The sequence below is a fragment of the Sandaracinus amylolyticus genome, from assembly GCF_000737325.1.
In the GTDB taxonomy this organism is placed as follows: Bacteria; Myxococcota_A; Polyangia; order Polyangiales; family Sandaracinaceae; genus Sandaracinus; species Sandaracinus amylolyticus.
Genome location: NZ_CP011125.1, coordinates 943,462 through 960,447, shown reverse-complemented (window position 1 = coordinate 960,447; position 16,986 = coordinate 943,462). Strand labels below are relative to the sequence as shown.

Genomic DNA, 16,986 nt, shown 5'->3' with positions numbered 1-16,986 from the left:
TCAGCGGAGCGGTCGACCGAACACGATCGGCGTGATCACGTAGCCGTCGCTGAGCGTTCCGACCCAGCCGTAGTGCGTCGCGTGGCCCTGGCCGTCGGTGAGGAACACGAGCGTGCCGAAGCCGAAGCCGCCGACGCCGTCGTCGCGACGCGTGTCCTCTTGATGGCCCCACGACGTCGAGTCCGCGATGCGCACCGCATAGGCGCCAGGGATCGAGGGAAGCGGCACCGGCGCTTCCATCACGAACCCGACGTGACCGGTGTTCCGGCTCGGGAACCCGCGCGGACGCCGCCACGCGAACACGTCTCCGGGACGCACCGCGTCGATGTGCTCGATGCGCTGCCACCCGCTGCGACCTCCGCGCGCCGGCGCACGCTCGATCGCCGACACGAAGTCGCGCGCGACGGGACGCTCCCGGGTGATCGCGCTCATCGCGCGCGGCGCCGCGCGGCGCAGCACCCAGGCCGCCATGCCCGAGCAGTCCCAGAGGAAGACGCCCTCGCGCTCGCGCACGACGGTCGCGTGCTGGTAGCGCGTCTGGCGCATCGAGGTCTGCACGCCGCGCAGCACCTCGATCACGCGCGCAGCCGCCGGCGTCGCGGGCTCCGCGGGCGTGGGACGCGGCGGCGCGGGGATCGGGAGCCCGAGCGGCGGGGCGATGATCGGCCACGGCACGCCCTCGTAGACGCCGACCTCGAGCTGCGCGCGCGCCGGCACCGAGACCGCGACGATCACCACGAGCGACGCGGCGATCGCGGCGAGCACGGCGCCACCGCTGCGCCGTCGACTCTCGACGTCCATCCAGGGGGAGTCTACGCTGGCCGATCGAATGGTCGATCCCCGCGATTCCGCGAGCACGGTGGCCCAGCGGCTGGGGCACGCGTTCGGTGATCTCGGGCTCCTGATGACGGCGCTCACGCATCGGTCGTACGTGCACGAGCATCCGGAGCTCGCCGCCGCCGACAACGAGCGCTTCGAATTCCTCGGTGACGCGATCGTCGGCGCCGCCGCCGCGATGGTGCTCGAGCGTCGGTTCCCGACCGCGCGCGAGGGCGAGCTGACGCGCCGTCGTGCCGATCTCGTCAACGAGGGCGCGCTCGCGACGATCGCGGCGGAGCTGGGGATCGGCGACGCGCTGCGGCTCGGTCGCGGCGAGGAGCGCTCGGGCGGGCGGCAGAAGCCGCGGCTGCTCGCGAGCGCGCTCGAGGCGTGCGTCGCGGCGATCTTCCTCGACGCAGGCATCGAGCCGGCGATCGCGATCGCGCGCGCGCTGCTCGCGCCGCGCATCGACGCGCTCGCGCCGGGCGCGAAGGACTTCAAGTCGCGGCTCCAGGAGCGCATGCAGGCGCGCGGCGAGACGCCGCGATACGAGCTCGAGCGCACCGAGGGCCCGGAGCACGAGCGCGTGTTCCACGTGATCGTGACGGCGCCCGATGCGCGCGTGCTCGCGCGCGGCTCGGGACGGACGAAGCTCGAAGCGGAGCAGGCCGCGGCACGCGCGGCGCTGAGCGAGCTCGAGCGCGCGCGGGAGACCGACGGATGAGGATGTGCTCGCGACGCGCGTTGTGGTCCGTGTGCGCGCTGGTCGTCGTCGGGTGCAGCCTCGATCGCACGGGGTTCGGAGGAGGCGCGGGCGGCCTCGATGCGAGCGTGCGGGACGCGATGATCGCGATCGACGCGCGCCAGAGCGAGATCGACGCGAGCGAGCTCGACGCGGGCGAGATGATCGACGCCGGCGAGAGGCTCGACGCGAGCGACCTCGATGCGGGCGAGCTCGACGCGGGCGAGCCAGACGCGGGCGATCTCGACGCAGGCGAGATGATCGACACCGGCGTGGACGCGTTCCGTCCGTGCCCGATCGGGCTCGTCGAGTGCCAGGGCGACGTGATCGCCGAGTGCAACGCGTCGGGTCGCTTCGACGTCGTCGAGACGTGCCCGATGGGCTGCCTCGGCGCGACGGTGCCGGTGCGCTGCGCGCAGCTCGTGCCCTCGCACGTGGCGGATCCGACGCGTCTCGTCGCGGGCACGGCCGATCTCGTGGTGCGCGCAGGCGAGGTGGTCGCGATCGACACCGACACCGGTCGCATCGTCGAGATCGTCTCGACCGCCGAGCTGCGGGCCGCCGGCGCCGCGGGCGACGCGAGCGGGATGTTGCTCACGACCGCGTCGCAGCGCGCGGGCACGCCCGACGCCGCGATCCTCTCGGTCGGCGGCGTCATCGTCGAAGCGGGTGGGCGGCTCGTCGCGAGCGGGCCGCGCGCGCTGATCCTGCTCGCCGCGCGCGAGGTGCAGATCGCGGGCGCGATCGACGTCGGAGGCAACGGCCGGAGCGGCGGGCCCGGCGGCGGCACCGGCGGCGACGCGCGCGGCGCGGGCATCGGACCGGGCGGCGGCGGCGGCGGCGCCGTGACCGGCACGTTCGGCGCGCTGATGAGCGGCGGCGGTGGCGGCGGTCACGCGGCGAACGGCGGCGAAGGCGGCGACGAGGGCGGCATCTCGGGCACCGCGCAGGGCGGCGCGAGCGGCCCGGCGCTCGACGACGCCGACGTGACCGTGCTGATCGGCGGCGGCGGCGGTGGTGCCGGCGCGAACGCCGACGATGGTGGTGACGGCGGCGGTGGCGGCGGCGCGCTGCAGATCTCGAGCGCGGTCCGCATCGTGATCGCCGCCGGCGGCGTGATCCGCGCGCCCGGCGCGGGCGGTCGCGAGGGCGACGACGGCGGTGGCGGTGGCGGCGCGGGAGGAACGATCTTCCTCGAAGCGCCGCGCGTCGTGATCGACGGCGCGGTCGTCGCGAACGGCGGCGGCGGCGGCGGCGGCGACAGCGATCCGTTCGGCAACGGCGACGACGGCGAGCGCGGGCGCGACGACGCCGCGCGCGCGGGCGGCGGCGACGGCGCGGGCGGCGGCGACGGTGGCCGCGGCGGCGCGGGCGGCGATCTCGCGGGCGAAAACGGCGGGAACGGCAACGGCGGCGGCGGCGGTGGCGGCGCGGCCGGGCGCATCCGCGTGCTCACGCGCACGGGTGCGTCGTCGGGCGCGGGCGTGCGCTCGCCGAGCGCGTCGGGCGGCTACGGCGAGGGCGTCGCGTCGTCGAGCTGATCGCGATGTCGAGGGTCTCTTCACGCGCGCTCGCGATCGCGTCGATGGTGATCGCGATCGTGCTCGCGCTCGGATCGGCCGCGGGGCTCGTGCCTCGCGCCGACGCCGACGACGGGGTGCGCGCGTGCCAGCACCGCGGTCGATCCGCGCGGCGATCGCGGGCACGCAGCAGTCGGCGGCGCGCGCGCCGGCCTCGTCTCACCGCCGCGCAGCGCCGGCAGATCCAGCGCTGGCACCAGCGCGCGAGCCGCAGCGAGGTGCGCGCGTGGGCGCGCATGGATCCGCCGCCGCTCGTGTTCCACCCGCTGCGCCAGCGCGAGCGCGTCGCGCTCGTCCCCGCGAGCGCCGAAGGCGGCTTCGACACCGACGATCTCGTGCTCGCGCAGCAGGCGCTCGCGTCGCGCGAGGGCGCGATGCACGACATCCATCCGCGGCTCCTCGAGCTCGTCTACCGCGCGGTGCGGCACTTCGAGGTGCCGTACGTGCACGTGATCAGCGGCTACCGCGATGGTCGCGCGACGAGCCGTCACGCGCAGGGCCGCGCGATCGACTTCGTGCTGCCCGGCGTGAGCGATCGGAGGCTCGCCGCGTACCTCCGCCCGCAGGGCTTCGTCGGCGTCGGCATCTATCCGGTGAGCGGCTTCGTGCACCTCGACGTGCGCGCGCGCAGCTATTTCTGGAGCGATGGATCGGGGCCGAGCGAGCCCACGCGCGAGCGCGCGATCCTCGCGGCGCAGACGTCGCGTTACGACGCCGCGGCGCGCCGGCGCGGCGAAGAGAGCATCCCGGACCTCGACGTCGGGCACGACGAAGAAGAGGTCGAAGAAGAAGAGAGCGCCACGCCCGAGATCGCCGACGAGGCCGCGCAGCCGCCGCCCGATGCCGGCGTGAGCGCGGGCTGACGGGGTCTGCCCTAGACTGTGCGGATGGCGGTCGACGACGCGGTGGTGCAGGCCCTCGTGCGCGAGGGGCGCCACGAAGAAGCCGCGCGCATCTGCGCGGAAGGTGGGCAGCCCGCGCGCGCCGCGGAGCTCCTCGCGGCGGTGTGGAAGCACGCCGAGGCGATCCGTGTCGCGACCGACGCCGGGCTCTACGACGAAGCGTACCGACACGCGGTGGGCGCGCAGGATCGCGAGCTCGCGGCGTCGCTGCTCTCGAGCCTCGCGGCGCGCCCCGAGCAAGCCTCGCGCGCGGCGAGCTACGCCGAGGCGCGCGGGCGGACCAGCGACGCAGCACGGCTGCGCGAGGCGGCGGGCGAGCTCGAGGCCGCGGCGACGCTCCACGAGCGCGCGGGCGAGCTCGGCGACGCAGCGCGCTGCTGGAAGGAGCTCGGCGACGTGCGCAAGGCGGGCATGCTCTACGAGCGTCGTCTGCGCGACACGCCCGACGACGCCGAGAGCGCGTTCGAGCTCGGACAGATCCTCGCGCGCTTCGGTCGATGGGATCACGCCGCGCGCGCGCTGCAGATCGCGGCGGACCGCGAAGAGCTCGCGATCCCCGCGGGCAAGCTGCTCGTCGCGTGCTTCGACGCGCTCGGGATGACCGACGCCGCGCAGAGCCGGCTCGACGTGCTGCGTGCGCTCGAGCCCTCGATGCCGGCGACGGTGCCCGAGCTGCTGCGCGCGTCGTTCGGCGACGAGCGCGGTCCACGCAGCGCGAGCCGCGATCAGCTGATCGCGGGGCGCTATCGCGTGGTGCGCGCGCTCGGCGCGGGCGGCACCGGTCGCGTGCTGCTCGCGGAGGACGCGTTCTACGGGCGCGAGGTCGCGATCAAGGTGCTGCACGCGGGCAGCTCGGGCGCCGCGGGGCGCGACGCGCTGAGCCGCTTCGCGCGTGAGGCGAAGGTCGCGGCGGGCATCGATCACCCGAACGTCGTGCAGGTCTACGAGTACCAGCCGGACGGGCCCTTCCTCGTGATGGAGCACATGTCCGGCGGCACGCTCGAGGATCGTCTGTCGAACGGCGACGTCGCGACCGCGCTCCCGGCGAGCGTCGTGCAGCACGTGGGGCGCTCGGTGCTGAGCGCGCTCGAGGCGGTGCATCGGCGCGGTGTCGTGCATCGCGATCTGAAGCCCGCGAACGTGTTCTTCGGGCGCACCGGCGAGGTGAAGCTCGGCGACTTCGGCGTCGCGCACCTCGCGGATCTCGGCGCGACGCTGACCGGCGCGATGATGGGCACGCTCGCGTACATGTCGCCCGAGCAGATCACGGGATCGTCGCGCCCCGACGCGTCGACCGACCTCTATTCGCTCGGCGTGATCGTCTACCGCGCGCTCACCGGCGTGCTGCCCTTCCCCGGCCCCGACTTCGTCGCGCAGCACCTCGAGCTCACGCCGGCGCGCGCGATCACCCACGCGCCGTGGATCGGCGAGGCGCTCGACACGCTGATCGCGTCGATGCTCGAGAAGGATCCCGCGGCGCGACCGCGCACCGCGAGCGAGGTGCTCGAGGCGTGGGCGCACCTCCCCTGGGCGCACATCGAGCAGGAGGCGCAGCTCGCGCCGCGCAGCGCGACGCCGGTGACGACGCGACGCAGCAGCGCACCGCCCGCGCCGCCGGTCGAGCGATGGTCGATCGTCGACGTGAAGCTCGACGGCACGACGATCGCCGACGACGAGCTGCTGCGCCGGCGCGTGGTGATCGTCCCGTGCGACGCCGATCGCGCGCGCTCGCTGCGCGCGCTGGCGCGCGCGGACTCGCCGTTCCTGCAGGCGGTGTGGTCGATCGACGAGGAGGGCGGGCGCGCGATCCTCGAGCTCCCGCAGGGTGAGCCTGCGCGCGCGGCGCTCGATCGCATGCGCGCCGAGGAGATCCGGATCGCGCTCGAGGGCCTGCACGCGCAGGGGCTCGTGCACGGGCACGTCGACGCGGCGCACGTCGTCGTCGCGGAAGGTCGGGCCGTGCTGATGCTTCCGCTCGGCGCGCGGGTCGGCAGCGCGGCCGCGGATCTCGAGGCGCTCGCTCGTCTCGCACAGCGATGAGCGTGCCAGTCGGGACTGGCATCCTCGACGAGGGTGCCAGTCCGCGACGCGCGCGGCCGCTCATTCGCAGCCCGAGAACGACGAGGGCGCTCGCTCGCAGAGACATCCACGCTCGGCCGTCGTGACGCACACGCCGAAGTCGGTGGACTCGAAGTACACGCACTCGAGCTCGCCATCGCACGGCGCGCCGGCGAAACCGCCGCACCCCGCGCGCGCGACGACGCAGCGACCATTCTGACACTCGAGCTCGCCATCGCAGGCGCTCGAGCCCTCGCAGCTCGAGCCGAGCGCGTCGTCGCACGTCGAGGCACGCGCGTCGGATCCGCGCGCCGCGTCGGTCGCGACGCTCGCGTCGGCTCGCTCGTGGTCCTCGCCGCACGCGACGAGGACGAGCAGCGCGAGGATCAGCCCGCGAGATCGCACCACAGCGCGATGCTCCCCTCGGCGTGGCACGCGCGCAGGAACGACGAGAGCGCGTCCCACGACGACACGTGCGCGCTCATCGTCTCGACCACGGCCGGCCGGAGCGCCTCCATCGCCGAGAGGATCCGCGCCAGCTCCGCGCGCTCGCAGAGCGCGACGACGGGGTCGACGCCCTCGCGCGACCACCCCCGGCGCTCGCCTTCGCCGAGCACGATCTCCTCCCATTGCGCGAGCCACGACGCGGTCCGCAGCGGCTCCGGATCGAGCTCGCCGTCGCGCGCGAGATCGTCGAGCGCGCCGAGGATCACGTCGATGCCGGCGCTCGGTCCCGCGCCCACGTCGAAGCCGCGGCGCATGTCGAGCGCACCGTCTCTCTGGAACACGACGCTCAGGTCCATGTGGCGAGTCTCTACACCTCGCGCGCGCCCGTCGAGCCCTCGGGACCCCTTCGACGCGGCGCGTCGTCGTGTCGAATGGCTTTCCTTCCTGCGTCGGAATCGGTATCAAATGATCCGATCCGTTTTCTTGAAGGTGACGTGTGACCAAGGGCGGGGGCGGCAGTGTCTCGGTGATGGGGGCCCTCATGGTGCTCCATTGCGCAGAGAAGTCGGGCGCAGACCGTGCGCGCATCCTCGAGCGAATCGGGCTCACGCCCGATCGCCTGAAAGACCCCGAAGCGCACATTCCACTGCCCACGCACCATCAGCTGTGGGAGACGGCGATCGAGGAGTGCGGCGACCGCGCGCTGCCGCTGCGCGTCGCGGAGGACTCCGATCCATCGAAGTTCAGCGTCCTCGGCTACACGTGCATGACCGCGGCGACGGTGCGCGAGGCGCTCGATCGCCTCGCGCGCTTCCTCTCGCTGTTCCTGCAGGGCGAGACGCTCACGCTCGAGCAGCACGCCGAAGAGACGCGGCTCACGCTGCACCAGACCGCCCCGCGCCGGCTCGGCCGCGAGCTCTCGGGCGAGTCGACGATGGCGAAGATCGTCATCACCGTGCGCGTGCTGATCGGGCACGAGAACGGGGGACGCTCCTGGTCGCCCTCGCTCGTGTCGTTCACCCACGCCGCGCCCGCGGACACGCGCCCGCACGAGCAGCTCTTCGGGTGCGCCGTGCGCTTCGGCGCGCCCCGCACCGAGCTCGTCATTCCGCGCGCGATGCTCGACCTGCCGCTCGCGAAGGCGGATCCGAGCCTGTCCGCGTTCTTCGAACGACACGCCGAGGAGATGCTGCGGCGCATGGGCGCGCGCGCCGACGCGACCGCGCGCGTGCGTCGCGCGGTGAGCGAGGCGCTGCACGCCGGCGAGGTGAGCGAGACGAACGTCTCGCGTCGTCTCGGCTGGAGCGAGCGCACGCTGCGGCGTCGTCTCGGTGAAGAGGGCACGACGTTCCGTCAGGTGCTCGACGACGTGCGACGCGAGCTCGCGCAGGGCTGGCTCGTGCAGAGCGAGATGGCGATCGGCGAGGTCGCGTTCCTGCTCGGCTTCTCCGAGTCGAGCAACTTCCATCGCGCGTTCAAGCGATGGACGGGCCAGACGCCGGACGAGTTCCGCCGCTCGCAGCGCTGACTCACGTTCGTCGTCGGCGTCGCGTATCCTGCGGCCTCCCGCAGCATGCCGAAGACGATCGACGACGCACCCACCGAGGATTTCGAGCTCTCGTTGCACGGCGCGCGCGCCGTGCGTGGTCCGCGCGAGGTCCACGCGCTGGTGATCGCGTGGTCGCGCGCGGAGCCCGATCGCGTCGGCGAGGTCGCGCGCATCGAGCGCGCGTGCGTGCTCGGTCGCGGCAGCGCACCCGCGTCCGATGGCGCTCCCCGCGCGCGCTTCGTCCGGCAGCGTCCTTGGGGCGACGGACCGAGCGAGCCGCTCGCATCGCCGCGGCTCTCGCGCGAGCAGCTGCGCATCGAGCCCACGGCGAAGGGCTTGCGCGTCGCGTCGATCGGTCGCGCGCCGATGTGGATCTCGGGCGAGCCCGCGACCGAGCGCGAGATCGTTCCCGGAGACACGGTGCGCATCGCGGACGAGCTGCTGTTGCTCGCGGTGCGTCGTCCGACGCGCATGGACGCGCAGCGCGCGTGGGGCGAGGACGAGGCGCCGTTCGCGTTCGGCGCGCCCGATCGGTTCGGGCTCGTGGGCGAGAGCGTCGCGGCGTGGACGCTGCGCGATCGCGTCGCGTTCGCGGCGCGCGCGGATGCGCACGTGCTGCTCCTGGGCGCGAGCGGCACGGGCAAGGAGCTCGTCGCGCGCGCGATCCACCAGCTCTCGTCGCGCGCGTCGGGCCCGCTGGTCGCGCGCAACGCCGCGACGCTGCCCGAGGGCCTCGTCGACGCCGAGCTCTTCGGCAACGTGCGGAACTATCCGAACCCCGGCATGGCGGAGCGTCCCGGGCTCGTCGGCGAGGCCGACAAGGGCACGCTCTTCCTCGACGAGATCGGCGAGATGCCGAGCACCGCGCAGGCGCACCTGCTGCGCGTGCTCGATCGCGACGGCGAGTACCAGCGGCTCGGCGACGCGCGCCCGCGCCGCGCGTCCATTCGCGTCGTCGGCGCGACGAACCGCGCGCGCGACGAGCTCAAGCACGACGTGCGCGCGCGCTTCGGGATCGTGCTCGAGATCCCGCAGCTCGACGCGCGCCCCGACGACGTCCCGCTGCTCGTGCGGCACCTCGTGTCGATCGCGGCGACGAAGACGCGCGTCCCCGCGCCGGAGCCGAGCATCGAGCTCGTCGACGCGCTGCTGCGACATCGCTACGAGCTCAACGTGCGCGAGCTCGAGCAGCTCTTGTGGCAGGCGATGGCGGAGAGCCGCGCGGGCAAGCTCGAGCTCGTGCCGAGCCTCGTCGATCGCCTCGCGACCCCGGAGCGCGAAGGCGAGCCGGCCGGTGAGGAGAAGGAGCCCGATCGCGAGGCGATCGAGGCCGCGATCGCGCGCGCGGGCGGCAGCGTGACGAAGGCGGCGCGCGAGCTCGGATTGCGGAATCGCTACGTGCTGTATCGCTTGCTGCGGAAGCACGGCATCGCAGTCGACGGGCTCTAGGCGAGAACGAGCACGGTGCTCGCCGTGCGCGAACCGTGCGCGCACTGTGCGCGCACGGTTCGCCGCCGAGCTTTCTCCGCGAATTGCGCGGTCGCGCCGTGGATCGCGCCCTGCACTCTGCGGGTCGCGCTCACCAGGGAGGCTGCACCGTGTCACTCGACGTCCCGCTGCTCCGTTCGTCCTTCGAGCTCGTCCTCGAGCGCGAGCCCGCGCTCACCGCGCGCTTCTACGAGATCCTCTTCGAGCGCTATCCGCAGGCGCGCCCGCTCTTCGCGCGCAACGCGCGGAAGCAGCAGGAAGAGATGCTCGCCCGCGCGCTCGCCGCCGTCGTCGATCGCCTCGAGGACGCGCCGTGGCTCGTCGAGACGCTCGGCGCGATGGGCGCGAAGCACGTCGACTACGGCGTGACCGAGGAGATGTACGGCTGGGTCGGCGACGCGCTGCTGCGCACGCTGGCCGAGGTCGCGGGTGACGCGTGGACGCCCGAGCTCGAAGCGGCGTGGGCCGCCGCGTACGGCGCGATCCGCGACCTCATGCTCGCCGGCGCGAGCCGCGCGCAGGCCGCCGAGTGATCACCGCGTGACCTTCGCGACGAACGCGTCGATCACGTCGAGCAGCGCGTCGCGAGGGCCCGCGAGCGGCAGGTGATCCTCGCCGTCGAGCACGACCAGCTCGGCGCTCGGCAGCGCCTCCGCGAGCGCGCGTGCCTGCGCTTGCGGCACGAACCGATCGCCGCGCCGATGCACGATCAGCGTCGGCACGTCGAGCGACGCGACGTGCGCGGTGAGGTCGATCTCCGCGCCTCGCCGCAGCTGCGCGGCGAGCGCGCCGGGGCTCGACGACGATCGCAACAGCGACGCCCAGAACGCGAGGAACGACGCGTCCTCCGCGAGCGACGGCGCGAGCAGATCCGCGAGCACCGCGGAGCCCCACCCCGCGCGCACGGCCTGCGCGCGCTCGTCGATCACCTCGCTCGAGAGCGCATCGCCGAGCCGCAGCGCGCCGCCGACGATCACCACACCGGCGACCCGCGCGCGCGCCTTCGCGCCCGCGAGCGCCGCGATCGCGCCCGCATCGCACGTGCCCACGATCACCGCGCGGCGGCTCGACACCGCGTCGAGCACCGCGAGCACGTCGTCCACCTGCGCGTCGAGCTCGTACGACTCGGGCGCGCGCTCCGAGAGCCCGCATCCGCGACGATCGATCATCACGAGCCGCGCGATCGACGAGAGCCCGCGCTGCCACGCCGCGCTCGCCGGGTGCTGCCACGACCGCTCGACGTGCGAGACGAGCCCCGGCACGAGCACCAGATCGACCGGCCCCTCGCCCATCACTTGGTACGCGATCGCGACGCCATCGCGATCGACGAAGCTCGTGCGCGGCAGATCCTGCGTCACCTCCGCGCGCACCGGGGTCGAGCGCCGCGTGGGCCCCGGCGAGGGCGCGGGCGGCAGCGTCTCCGCGAGATCGGTGTCGGCGATCGCCATCCCGCGCAGCATCGCCTCGGACAAGCGCGAGATCGCGGTGCGCCACGCCATCTCGGTCGGCGCGTCCCATCGCGGGTCGTGCTCGCGCAGCGCGGCGATCAGCGCGCTCTCCGCCTGCTCGAAGTGCTCGCGCCGCGCGCCGTACGCGACGTGCCGTCGCCCGAGATCCTCGAGCAGCGGCACGAGGCGCTCGGGCGCGCGGATCTGCGCGACCACGTTCTCGATCGCGTGCAGCAGCTTGTGGCGCTGACCTTCGAGGTCGTGCGGGAAGAGCGGCTTCGCGTCGGGCGCACGCTCGAAGAGCAGCGTGTAGAAGCGCGAGATCATCGCGTCGCCCGACGACGCGATCCGCGCGAACGACGCGGTCAGCCGACCGTACTCGTCCTCGACGCCGCGCCCCTCGGTCGGCTGCGCGAACGGACGGTAATAACGACGCAGCAGCTCGAGCGCGTCGCGCAGCGCATCCGCGCCCGGCCATCGCTCCGCGGGATCGCGACGCAGGCAGCGCACGACCGCGTCGATCAAGCCCTGCGGCGCGTCGGGCACGCGCGGCACGCGCACCTCGTCCTCGATGGCGCGGGTCGCGAGCAGATCGAGCGGCATGCCCCAGCGCAGCCGCTCGCCCGTGAGCAGCTCGCGCAGCACGAGCCCGAGCGCGTACACGTCGGAGCGCAGCGTGGCCGGCAGCCCCTCGAAGAGCTCGGGCGCCATGTACTGCGGCGTGCCGACGATGCGACCGATCGACGTGAGCCCGGTCGCGCCGCTCGGCAGCGGGCCGCTGGTGTCGACCGCCTCGCTCTCGTGGATGCGCAGGGCGAGCCCGAAGTCGATCAGCTTCGGCACCCCGGTGCTCGTCACCACGACGTTGGCGGGCTTGATGTCGCGATGGAGCAGGCCGCGCGCGTGGATCGACGCGAGCCCGCGCGCCATGCCGATGCCGAGATCGAGCGCGAGATCCCAGCGCACCGGCGTGCGCATCGCGTGCAGCGTCGAGCCCTCGACGAACTCGTACGCGATGTACGGATTGCCCTCGACCTCGCCGACGCGGAACACCTGCACGACGTTCGGATGCGTGAGGCGCGCGAGGGCGCGGGCCTCGCGCAGGAAGCGCTCGCGCTCGCGTGGATCGGGATGCGCCGCGCGCACGAACTTCAGCGCGACGGGGCGATCGAGGGCGACGTCGTGACCGCGATGCACCGCGCCCATGCCGCCGCGTCCGAGCGGTCCGACGACCACGAATCCGTCGAATTCGCGAGGCGGATCCCAGTCGCCCTCGTCTCTCACCGCGTGCGCCACGGCCGCAACTTACCACGCCCGAACGCCCGTCCAGCGCCGCGCGTGCGGCGCGCATCGCCGTCTTTCCGCGAGGTTGCGCGCTACCGCGCGACGACGCGCAGCTTCACGCCCATCTTGCGCAGGTGCTCGCGCTCGGCGCGCACCTCGCCCATCGCGAGCGGGTGCGTCTCGGCCCACGCGCGCGGCAGCCGCAGCTCGAGCTGCTTGCCGCTCGCGAACGCGCGCACCGGCGGACGGATCGCCGCGCGGCTGCGATGGAGCGCGGCCGCCAGGCGCAGCAGCACCGCGACGCGCAGGAGATCGCGCTGCTGCGCGCGCTCGAGCCCCGCGGCGTACTCGAGCTTCGGCCTCCGGCGGTGCAGCCCGATCAGCGCGGACACACGGATCGCGTCCTCGCGCGCGAGCCCCGCGAGCGTCGCGTTGCGGACCAGATACGCGCCGTGCTTGTGATAGCCGGCGTACGTGAGCGACTGCCCGATCTCGTGCAGCGTCGCCGCCCATCGCAGCGGCGCGCCGTAGTCGAGCAGATCGAGGCGCCACGGCACCGACACGTCGCGCAGCAGCGCGAGCGCGGTCGCCTGCACGCGCTCGGCGTGCTCGCGATCGACGCCGTGTCGCTCCGCGAACGACCGGATCGACGCCTCGCGCACGTCGTGATCCGCGTGACGACCGATCAGGTCGTAGAGGATCCCCTCGCGCATCGCGCTGCGCGCCGCGCGCAGCCGCGGGATCGAGAGCGCCTCGAGCGCCGCGCTCACGATCGCGAGGCCACCCGGGATCACCGGCGCGCGCTCGGGCGCGAGCCCGTCGATGCGCAGCTCGCGCACGTCGCGATGCTCGAGGATCGCGTCCGCGAAGAGCGCGACCCCCTCCGGCGTGATGCCCGCGCCACCCCACTTGTTCGTGGTGAGGATCGCGTCGATCGCGCGCATCGTGCCCGAGCTGCCCCACGCTTGATCGAAGCGTCCTTGCCAGCCTTCGGCGAACGTCGCGAGCTCGGCGAGCGCGGCGTTCCGCGCGCTCTCGAAGTGCTTCCGCTTGATGCGGCCGTGCGGGAAGTAGCGCTCGGTGAAGCTGACGCAGCCCATGAAGAGGCTGTGCGCCGACGCGACCTCGGTGCCGACGCCGAGGATGCACTCGGTGCTGCCTCCGCCGATGTCGATGAGCAGGCGACGCTCGCCCGGACGCGGCGCATCACCCGACGCGACGCCGAGGTACGTGAGGCGCGCTTCCTCGGCGCCGCTCACGATCTCGATCGGATGACCGAGCAGCGCCTCGGCGCGCCGCACGAAGTCGCGCGCGTTGCGCGCCTTGCGCAGCGCGTTCGTGCCGACGACGCGCACCGCGCCGCGCGGCAGCGGACGCAGCGAGGCGCCGAAGCGCTCGAGGCACGCGAGCGCGCGACGCTCGACCGGCCTGCGCAGCGTGTTGTGCGCGTCGAGGCCTTCCGCGAGGCGCACCATCTCGCGCCGCTCGTCGAGCACGTGCACGCCCTCCGCGTCCACGCGGGCGATGACGAGGTGGAAGCTGTTCGAGCCGAGATCGAGCGCCGCGAGCGTCTCGCGCTCCGAGCTCGGGCTCGTGCGCGCGGGGAGCACGTCGTTCATGCGCGCCGGAGCGTACCAGCGGCGCGTGCTTGACGATTCCGTAAACGTCATTCACAAAGTGAACGTGATTCACGAACCCGCGAAGGTCCGTCGGCGCGAGGCGAAGTCGGAGCGCATCCTCGATGCGGCCGAGGGGATCCTCGAGCGCGAAGGGCACGACGCGCTGACGATGCAGCGCCTCGCGGCCGAGCTGGAGCTCACGGTCGGCGCGGCGTATCGCTACTTCGCGTCGAAGGACGCCATCGTCGCGGCCCTGCAGCGCCGGGTGTTCGAGGGGCTCGCGGCGGATCTCGAGCGCGCGATCGCCGAGTACGAGGCGGTGCATCCGCGCGCGTCGCGCGTCGGCGCGCTCTCGCGGGTGTGCGTCGTCGCGCGCGTCTACGCGACGTTGCCCGAGCGCCGGCCGACCCACGCGCGCTTGCTCTCGCGGATGATGGGCGAGCCGCGCAACGTGCTCCCCGAGGGGCTCGGCGACGCGAACGCGCAGGTCGCGATGACGCTCGCGACGCGCGGGGTGCGCGAGCTCGCGGCGGCGCGCGAGGCCGCAGCGCTCGGCGCGGGCGACGATCTCGAGCGCGCGATCCTCCTGTGGACGAGCCTGACCGGGCTCGCGCAGGCGAAGAAGCTCGAGCGCTGGGGCGTGCCGGGGCTCGACGTCGACGCGCTGACCGAGCGGCTCGTCGTGACGCTGCTGGTGGGATGGGGCGCCGAGCCGGCGCGGGCGCGCGAGGCGCTCGGGCGCGCGGCGGAGATCGTTTGAGCTCCAACGATTCGGGGAGGACGACATGGCGACGTGGGGGATCGGGCTCGCGGTGGGCGTTGTGGCGTGGACGCTGCTCGAGTACGTGCTGCATCGATGGGTGTTCCACCGTCGCGTGCTCGGTCGCCGCGCCGCGCGCGGGCACCTCGAGCACCACGCGAAGGTCGACTTCTTCTATCCGGTCGGCGGCAAGCTCGTGATGGCCGCGATCGTGCTCACGCCGATCGTGATCGTCTGCGCGCTCGCGCTCGGGTGGCAGCTCGGCTCGAGCATCCCGGTCGGCATCGTGGTGGGCTGGCTGATCTACGAGTGGATCCACCGGCGCATCCACGTCGCGGCGCCGATCGGCGCGTACGGGCGCTGGGCGCGACGTCATCACCTGCACCACCACTTCCAGCGCGCCGACTGCAACCACGGCGTCAGCACGCCGCTGTGGGACGTCGTCTTCGGCACGCTCGCGCCGCGCGAGCAGGTGCGCGTGCCGCGCGCGCATGCGCGCAAGTTCCCGTGGCTCATCGAAGGCGACGAGCCGCGCATCGCGAGCGCGTGGGCCAGCGAGTACCGAATCGTCTAGTGACTCAGGGCTGGTGCACGTCGTGATCGGCCCGCGTATCATGGCAATTCGTGCGTACGCGGATCGCGATGATGCTGGCGTTGACGGCGTGCACGAGCGCGCCGGGCGCGCCTCCAGCGGACGGGATCGACGCGGGGGCGCGACGTCGCGACGCGTCGATCGCGATCGACGGCGCGACGGAGCGCGACGTGGGCCCGCGCGTCGACGGAGGCGATCCGTTCACCACGTTCGACCGCGCGTGGTGGGAGCGCGCGGTGATCTACTTCGTGATGGTCGATCGCTTCTCCAACGGCGATCGCACCAACGACGGCGACGCGACGTGCACCGATCCGAGCGCGCCGATCCTGTTCCACGGCGGCGATCTCCAGGGCATCGTCGATCGGCTCGACTACCTCGAAGAGCTCGGCGTCACCGCGGTGTGGATCACGCCGGTGCAGCGACAGGTCGGCCGGCGCGGCGATCAGTGCGGCTATCACGGCTACTGGGCGGATCTCGGTGTGCCCGACGACGGCGCGATCGAGCCGCGCCTCGGCGGTGAGGCCGCGCTGCGCGCGCTGATCGACGCGCTGCACGAGCGCGGGATGCGCTTGATCGTCGACCTCGTCGTCAACCACGCGGGCTACGGGGCGCGCGTCGTGGGCCAGCGGCCCGAGTGGTTCCACCCGGGCGCGGGCTGCGAGACATTGGGCGATCCCGAGATCTACTGCGCGCTCTCGGGGCTGCCGGACTTCGCGCACGAGCGCGACGACGTCGCGGACTACCTCGACGCGATGAGCACGTCGTTCGTGTCGCGCTTCGCGTTCGACGGGATCCGCATGGACACCGTGAAGCACGTGGAGGAGTCGTACTTCCGCGAGCGATGGGTGCCCGCGGTGCGCGAGGAGCGTCCGGGGCTCTACCTGCTCGGCGAGCTCTTCGACGAGGGTGGATATGCGCTCTTCGATCGCTATCTCGACGCGGGGTTCGACGGGCTCTTCGACTTCCCGCTGCGTCGCGCGCTGATCGACTCGGTCGCGCGCGGCGGCTCGCTCGGAGCGGTCGCGGGACGCGCGCAAGAGGCGGTGACGCGCTGGGGCGCCGAGCGCGCGCGGCTGCGCGCGACGATGATCGACAACCACGACGTGCCGCGCTTCGTCGAGGAGATGAGCAGCGCGAGCGATGCCGAGAAGAGCGCGCGACTGCGGCTCGCGCTCGGCGTGCTCTTCACGGTGCCGGGCATCCCGCAGCTCTACATGGGTGACGAGCTCGGGATGGGCGGCACGTATCCGCTCAATCGGCGGGACATGCCGGCGTGGGCGTGGCGCGCCGAGGATCGCGAGGGCGCGCACGGCGGCGCGCTGCCCGATGCGGCGCGCATCCACGACGAGGTGCGCGCGCTCGCGCGACTGCGCGCATCGACGCCCGCGCTGCACGCGGGCGGATACACGGAGCTCTGGCGCCCTGCGCCGGGCGGCGTGAACGCGTGGGCGTTCTTCCGCAGCGTGGGAGAGAGTCGAGTCGTCGTCGCAGTGAACGGAGGCGCGACGACGATCAGCGATCTGCAGGTGCCTTATCGCACGAACCCCGGCATCGCCGATCGCGATCGCGAGACCCCCGACGGCACCACTCTGATGCGAGTCCACGGCCCGGAGAGCGCGACCGCGCGCGTGGTCGAAGGCCGCATCGCGCTCACGATCGCGCCGCGATCACTCGCCGTCTTCGCGATGCCGTGAAGGC

At 73.4% G+C, this 16,986-nt stretch carries 15 protein-coding genes; 10 read left to right on the top strand and 5 right to left on the bottom strand.

Annotated elements, in window-relative coordinates; translation table 11 throughout:
• A complete protein-coding gene (locus DB32_RS03840; RefSeq protein WP_053231059.1) occupies nucleotides 1-801 on the bottom strand; it encodes a hypothetical protein in 801 nt (266 codons plus the stop codon).
• A 58-nt stretch (nucleotides 802-859) separates the two neighbouring features.
• On the opposite strand from DB32_RS03840, the gene rnc reads away from it, so the two are divergent.
• Genes rnc through DB32_RS03820 form a run of 4 tightly spaced genes read left to right on the top strand, consistent with a single transcriptional unit; the run spans nucleotide 860 to nucleotide 6,083 of the window.
• Entirely contained in the window at nucleotides 860-1,543 is a 684-nt protein-coding gene (gene rnc / locus DB32_RS03835) for a ribonuclease III (RefSeq protein ID WP_205627022.1), read from the top strand.
• A complete protein-coding gene (locus DB32_RS49885; RefSeq protein ID WP_157068688.1) occupies nucleotides 1,540-3,102 on the top strand; it encodes a hypothetical protein in 1,563 nt (520 codons plus the stop codon). Before rnc ends, DB32_RS49885 begins: the two co-directional genes overlap by 4 nt.
• A gap of 5 nt (nucleotides 3,103-3,107) precedes the next feature.
• Nucleotides 3,108-4,004, top strand: a complete 897-nt coding sequence (locus DB32_RS03825; protein ID WP_053231056.1) for a YcbK family protein — start codon at nucleotides 3,108-3,110, stop codon at nucleotides 4,002-4,004.
• Between the two features lie 24 nt (nucleotides 4,005-4,028).
• Nucleotides 4,029-6,083, top strand: a complete 2,055-nt coding sequence (locus DB32_RS03820) for a serine/threonine-protein kinase (RefSeq protein WP_053231055.1) — start codon at nucleotides 4,029-4,031, stop codon at nucleotides 6,081-6,083.
• Between the two features lie 60 nt (nucleotides 6,084-6,143).
• Here DB32_RS03820 and DB32_RS03815 read toward each other — a convergent pair whose 3' ends face one another.
• Nucleotides 6,144-6,506 (bottom strand): hypothetical protein, encoded by a 363-nt coding sequence (locus DB32_RS03815; RefSeq protein ID WP_157068687.1) that lies wholly within the window; start codon nucleotides 6,504-6,506, stop codon nucleotides 6,144-6,146.
• A complete protein-coding gene (locus DB32_RS03810; RefSeq protein WP_053231053.1) occupies nucleotides 6,488-6,904 on the bottom strand; it encodes a hypothetical protein in 417 nt (138 codons plus the stop codon). Before DB32_RS03810 ends, DB32_RS03815 begins: the two co-directional genes overlap by 19 nt.
• A gap of 140 nt (nucleotides 6,905-7,044) precedes the next feature.
• Between DB32_RS03810 and DB32_RS03805 the strand changes: the two genes are divergently transcribed.
• The 3 genes from DB32_RS03805 (at nucleotide 7,045) to DB32_RS03795 (ending at nucleotide 10,118) form a co-directional block, all read left to right on the top strand.
• Entirely contained in the window at nucleotides 7,045-8,076 is a 1,032-nt protein-coding gene (locus DB32_RS03805) for an AraC family transcriptional regulator (RefSeq protein WP_157068686.1), read from the top strand.
• A gap of 45 nt (nucleotides 8,077-8,121) precedes the next feature.
• Nucleotides 8,122-9,546 carry a sigma 54-interacting transcriptional regulator gene (locus DB32_RS03800; RefSeq protein ID WP_053231051.1) on the top strand — a complete coding sequence of 475 codons (1,425 nt, stop codon included), beginning with the start codon at nucleotides 8,122-8,124 and terminating at the stop codon, nucleotides 9,544-9,546.
• Between the two features lie 149 nt (nucleotides 9,547-9,695).
• A complete protein-coding gene (locus tag DB32_RS03795; RefSeq protein WP_053238672.1) occupies nucleotides 9,696-10,118 on the top strand; it encodes a globin domain-containing protein in 423 nt (140 codons plus the stop codon).
• On the opposite strand, the gene DB32_RS03790 is transcribed toward DB32_RS03795, so the two are convergent.
• The gene (locus tag DB32_RS03790; protein ID WP_053231050.1) at nucleotides 10,119-12,329 is read right to left on the bottom strand and encodes an alpha/beta fold hydrolase; all 2,211 of its coding nucleotides are present in this window, start codon (nucleotides 12,327-12,329) and stop codon (nucleotides 10,119-10,121) included.
• 80 nt (nucleotides 12,330-12,409) lie between these two features.
• Nucleotides 12,410-13,936 carry a Ppx/GppA phosphatase family protein gene (locus DB32_RS03785; RefSeq protein WP_053231049.1) on the bottom strand — a complete coding sequence of 509 codons (1,527 nt, stop codon included), beginning with the start codon at nucleotides 13,934-13,936 and terminating at the stop codon, nucleotides 12,410-12,412.
• 64 nt (nucleotides 13,937-14,000) lie between these two features.
• On the opposite strand from DB32_RS03785, the gene DB32_RS03780 reads away from it, so the two are divergent.
• The 3 genes from DB32_RS03780 to DB32_RS03770 all read left to right on the top strand — a co-directional run bounded on the left by DB32_RS03780 (nucleotide 14,001) and on the right by DB32_RS03770 (nucleotide 16,982).
• On the top strand, nucleotides 14,001-14,696 hold the full coding sequence (locus DB32_RS03780; protein WP_169791327.1) for a TetR/AcrR family transcriptional regulator: 696 nt from the start codon (nucleotides 14,001-14,003) through the stop codon (nucleotides 14,694-14,696).
• A gap of 25 nt (nucleotides 14,697-14,721) precedes the next feature.
• Nucleotides 14,722-15,270 (top strand): sterol desaturase family protein, encoded by a 549-nt coding sequence (locus DB32_RS03775; protein ID WP_053231047.1) that lies wholly within the window; start codon nucleotides 14,722-14,724, stop codon nucleotides 15,268-15,270.
• A 68-nt stretch (nucleotides 15,271-15,338) separates the two neighbouring features.
• Nucleotides 15,339-16,982 carry an alpha-amylase family glycosyl hydrolase gene (locus tag DB32_RS03770; RefSeq protein WP_053231046.1) on the top strand — a complete coding sequence of 548 codons (1,644 nt, stop codon included), beginning with the start codon at nucleotides 15,339-15,341 and terminating at the stop codon, nucleotides 16,980-16,982.
• The last annotated feature ends 4 nt before the right edge of the window (nucleotides 16,983-16,986 follow it).

Coding starts and splice junctions, on each gene's coding strand:
- DB32_RS03825 (WP_053231056.1), top strand. CDS start 3,108: ATGTCGAGGGTCTCTTCACGCGCGCTCGCGATCGCGTCGATGGTGATC.
- DB32_RS03820 (WP_053231055.1), top strand. CDS start 4,029: ATGGCGGTCGACGACGCGGTGGTGCAGGCCCTCGTGCGCGAGGGGCGC.
- DB32_RS03785 (WP_053231049.1), bottom strand. CDS start 13,936: ATGAACGACGTGCTCCCCGCGCGCACGAGCCCGAGCTCGGAGCGCGAG.
- DB32_RS03810 (WP_053231053.1), bottom strand. CDS start 6,904: ATGGACCTGAGCGTCGTGTTCCAGAGAGACGGTGCGCTCGACATGCGC.
- DB32_RS03770 (WP_053231046.1), top strand. CDS start 15,339: ATGATGCTGGCGTTGACGGCGTGCACGAGCGCGCCGGGCGCGCCTCCA.
- DB32_RS49885 (WP_157068688.1), top strand. CDS start 1,540: ATGAGGATGTGCTCGCGACGCGCGTTGTGGTCCGTGTGCGCGCTGGTC.
- DB32_RS03840 (WP_053231059.1), bottom strand. CDS start 801: ATGGACGTCGAGAGTCGACGGCGCAGCGGTGGCGCCGTGCTCGCCGCG.
- DB32_RS03775 (WP_053231047.1), top strand. CDS start 14,722: ATGGCGACGTGGGGGATCGGGCTCGCGGTGGGCGTTGTGGCGTGGACG.
- DB32_RS03800 (WP_053231051.1), top strand. CDS start 8,122: ATGCCGAAGACGATCGACGACGCACCCACCGAGGATTTCGAGCTCTCG.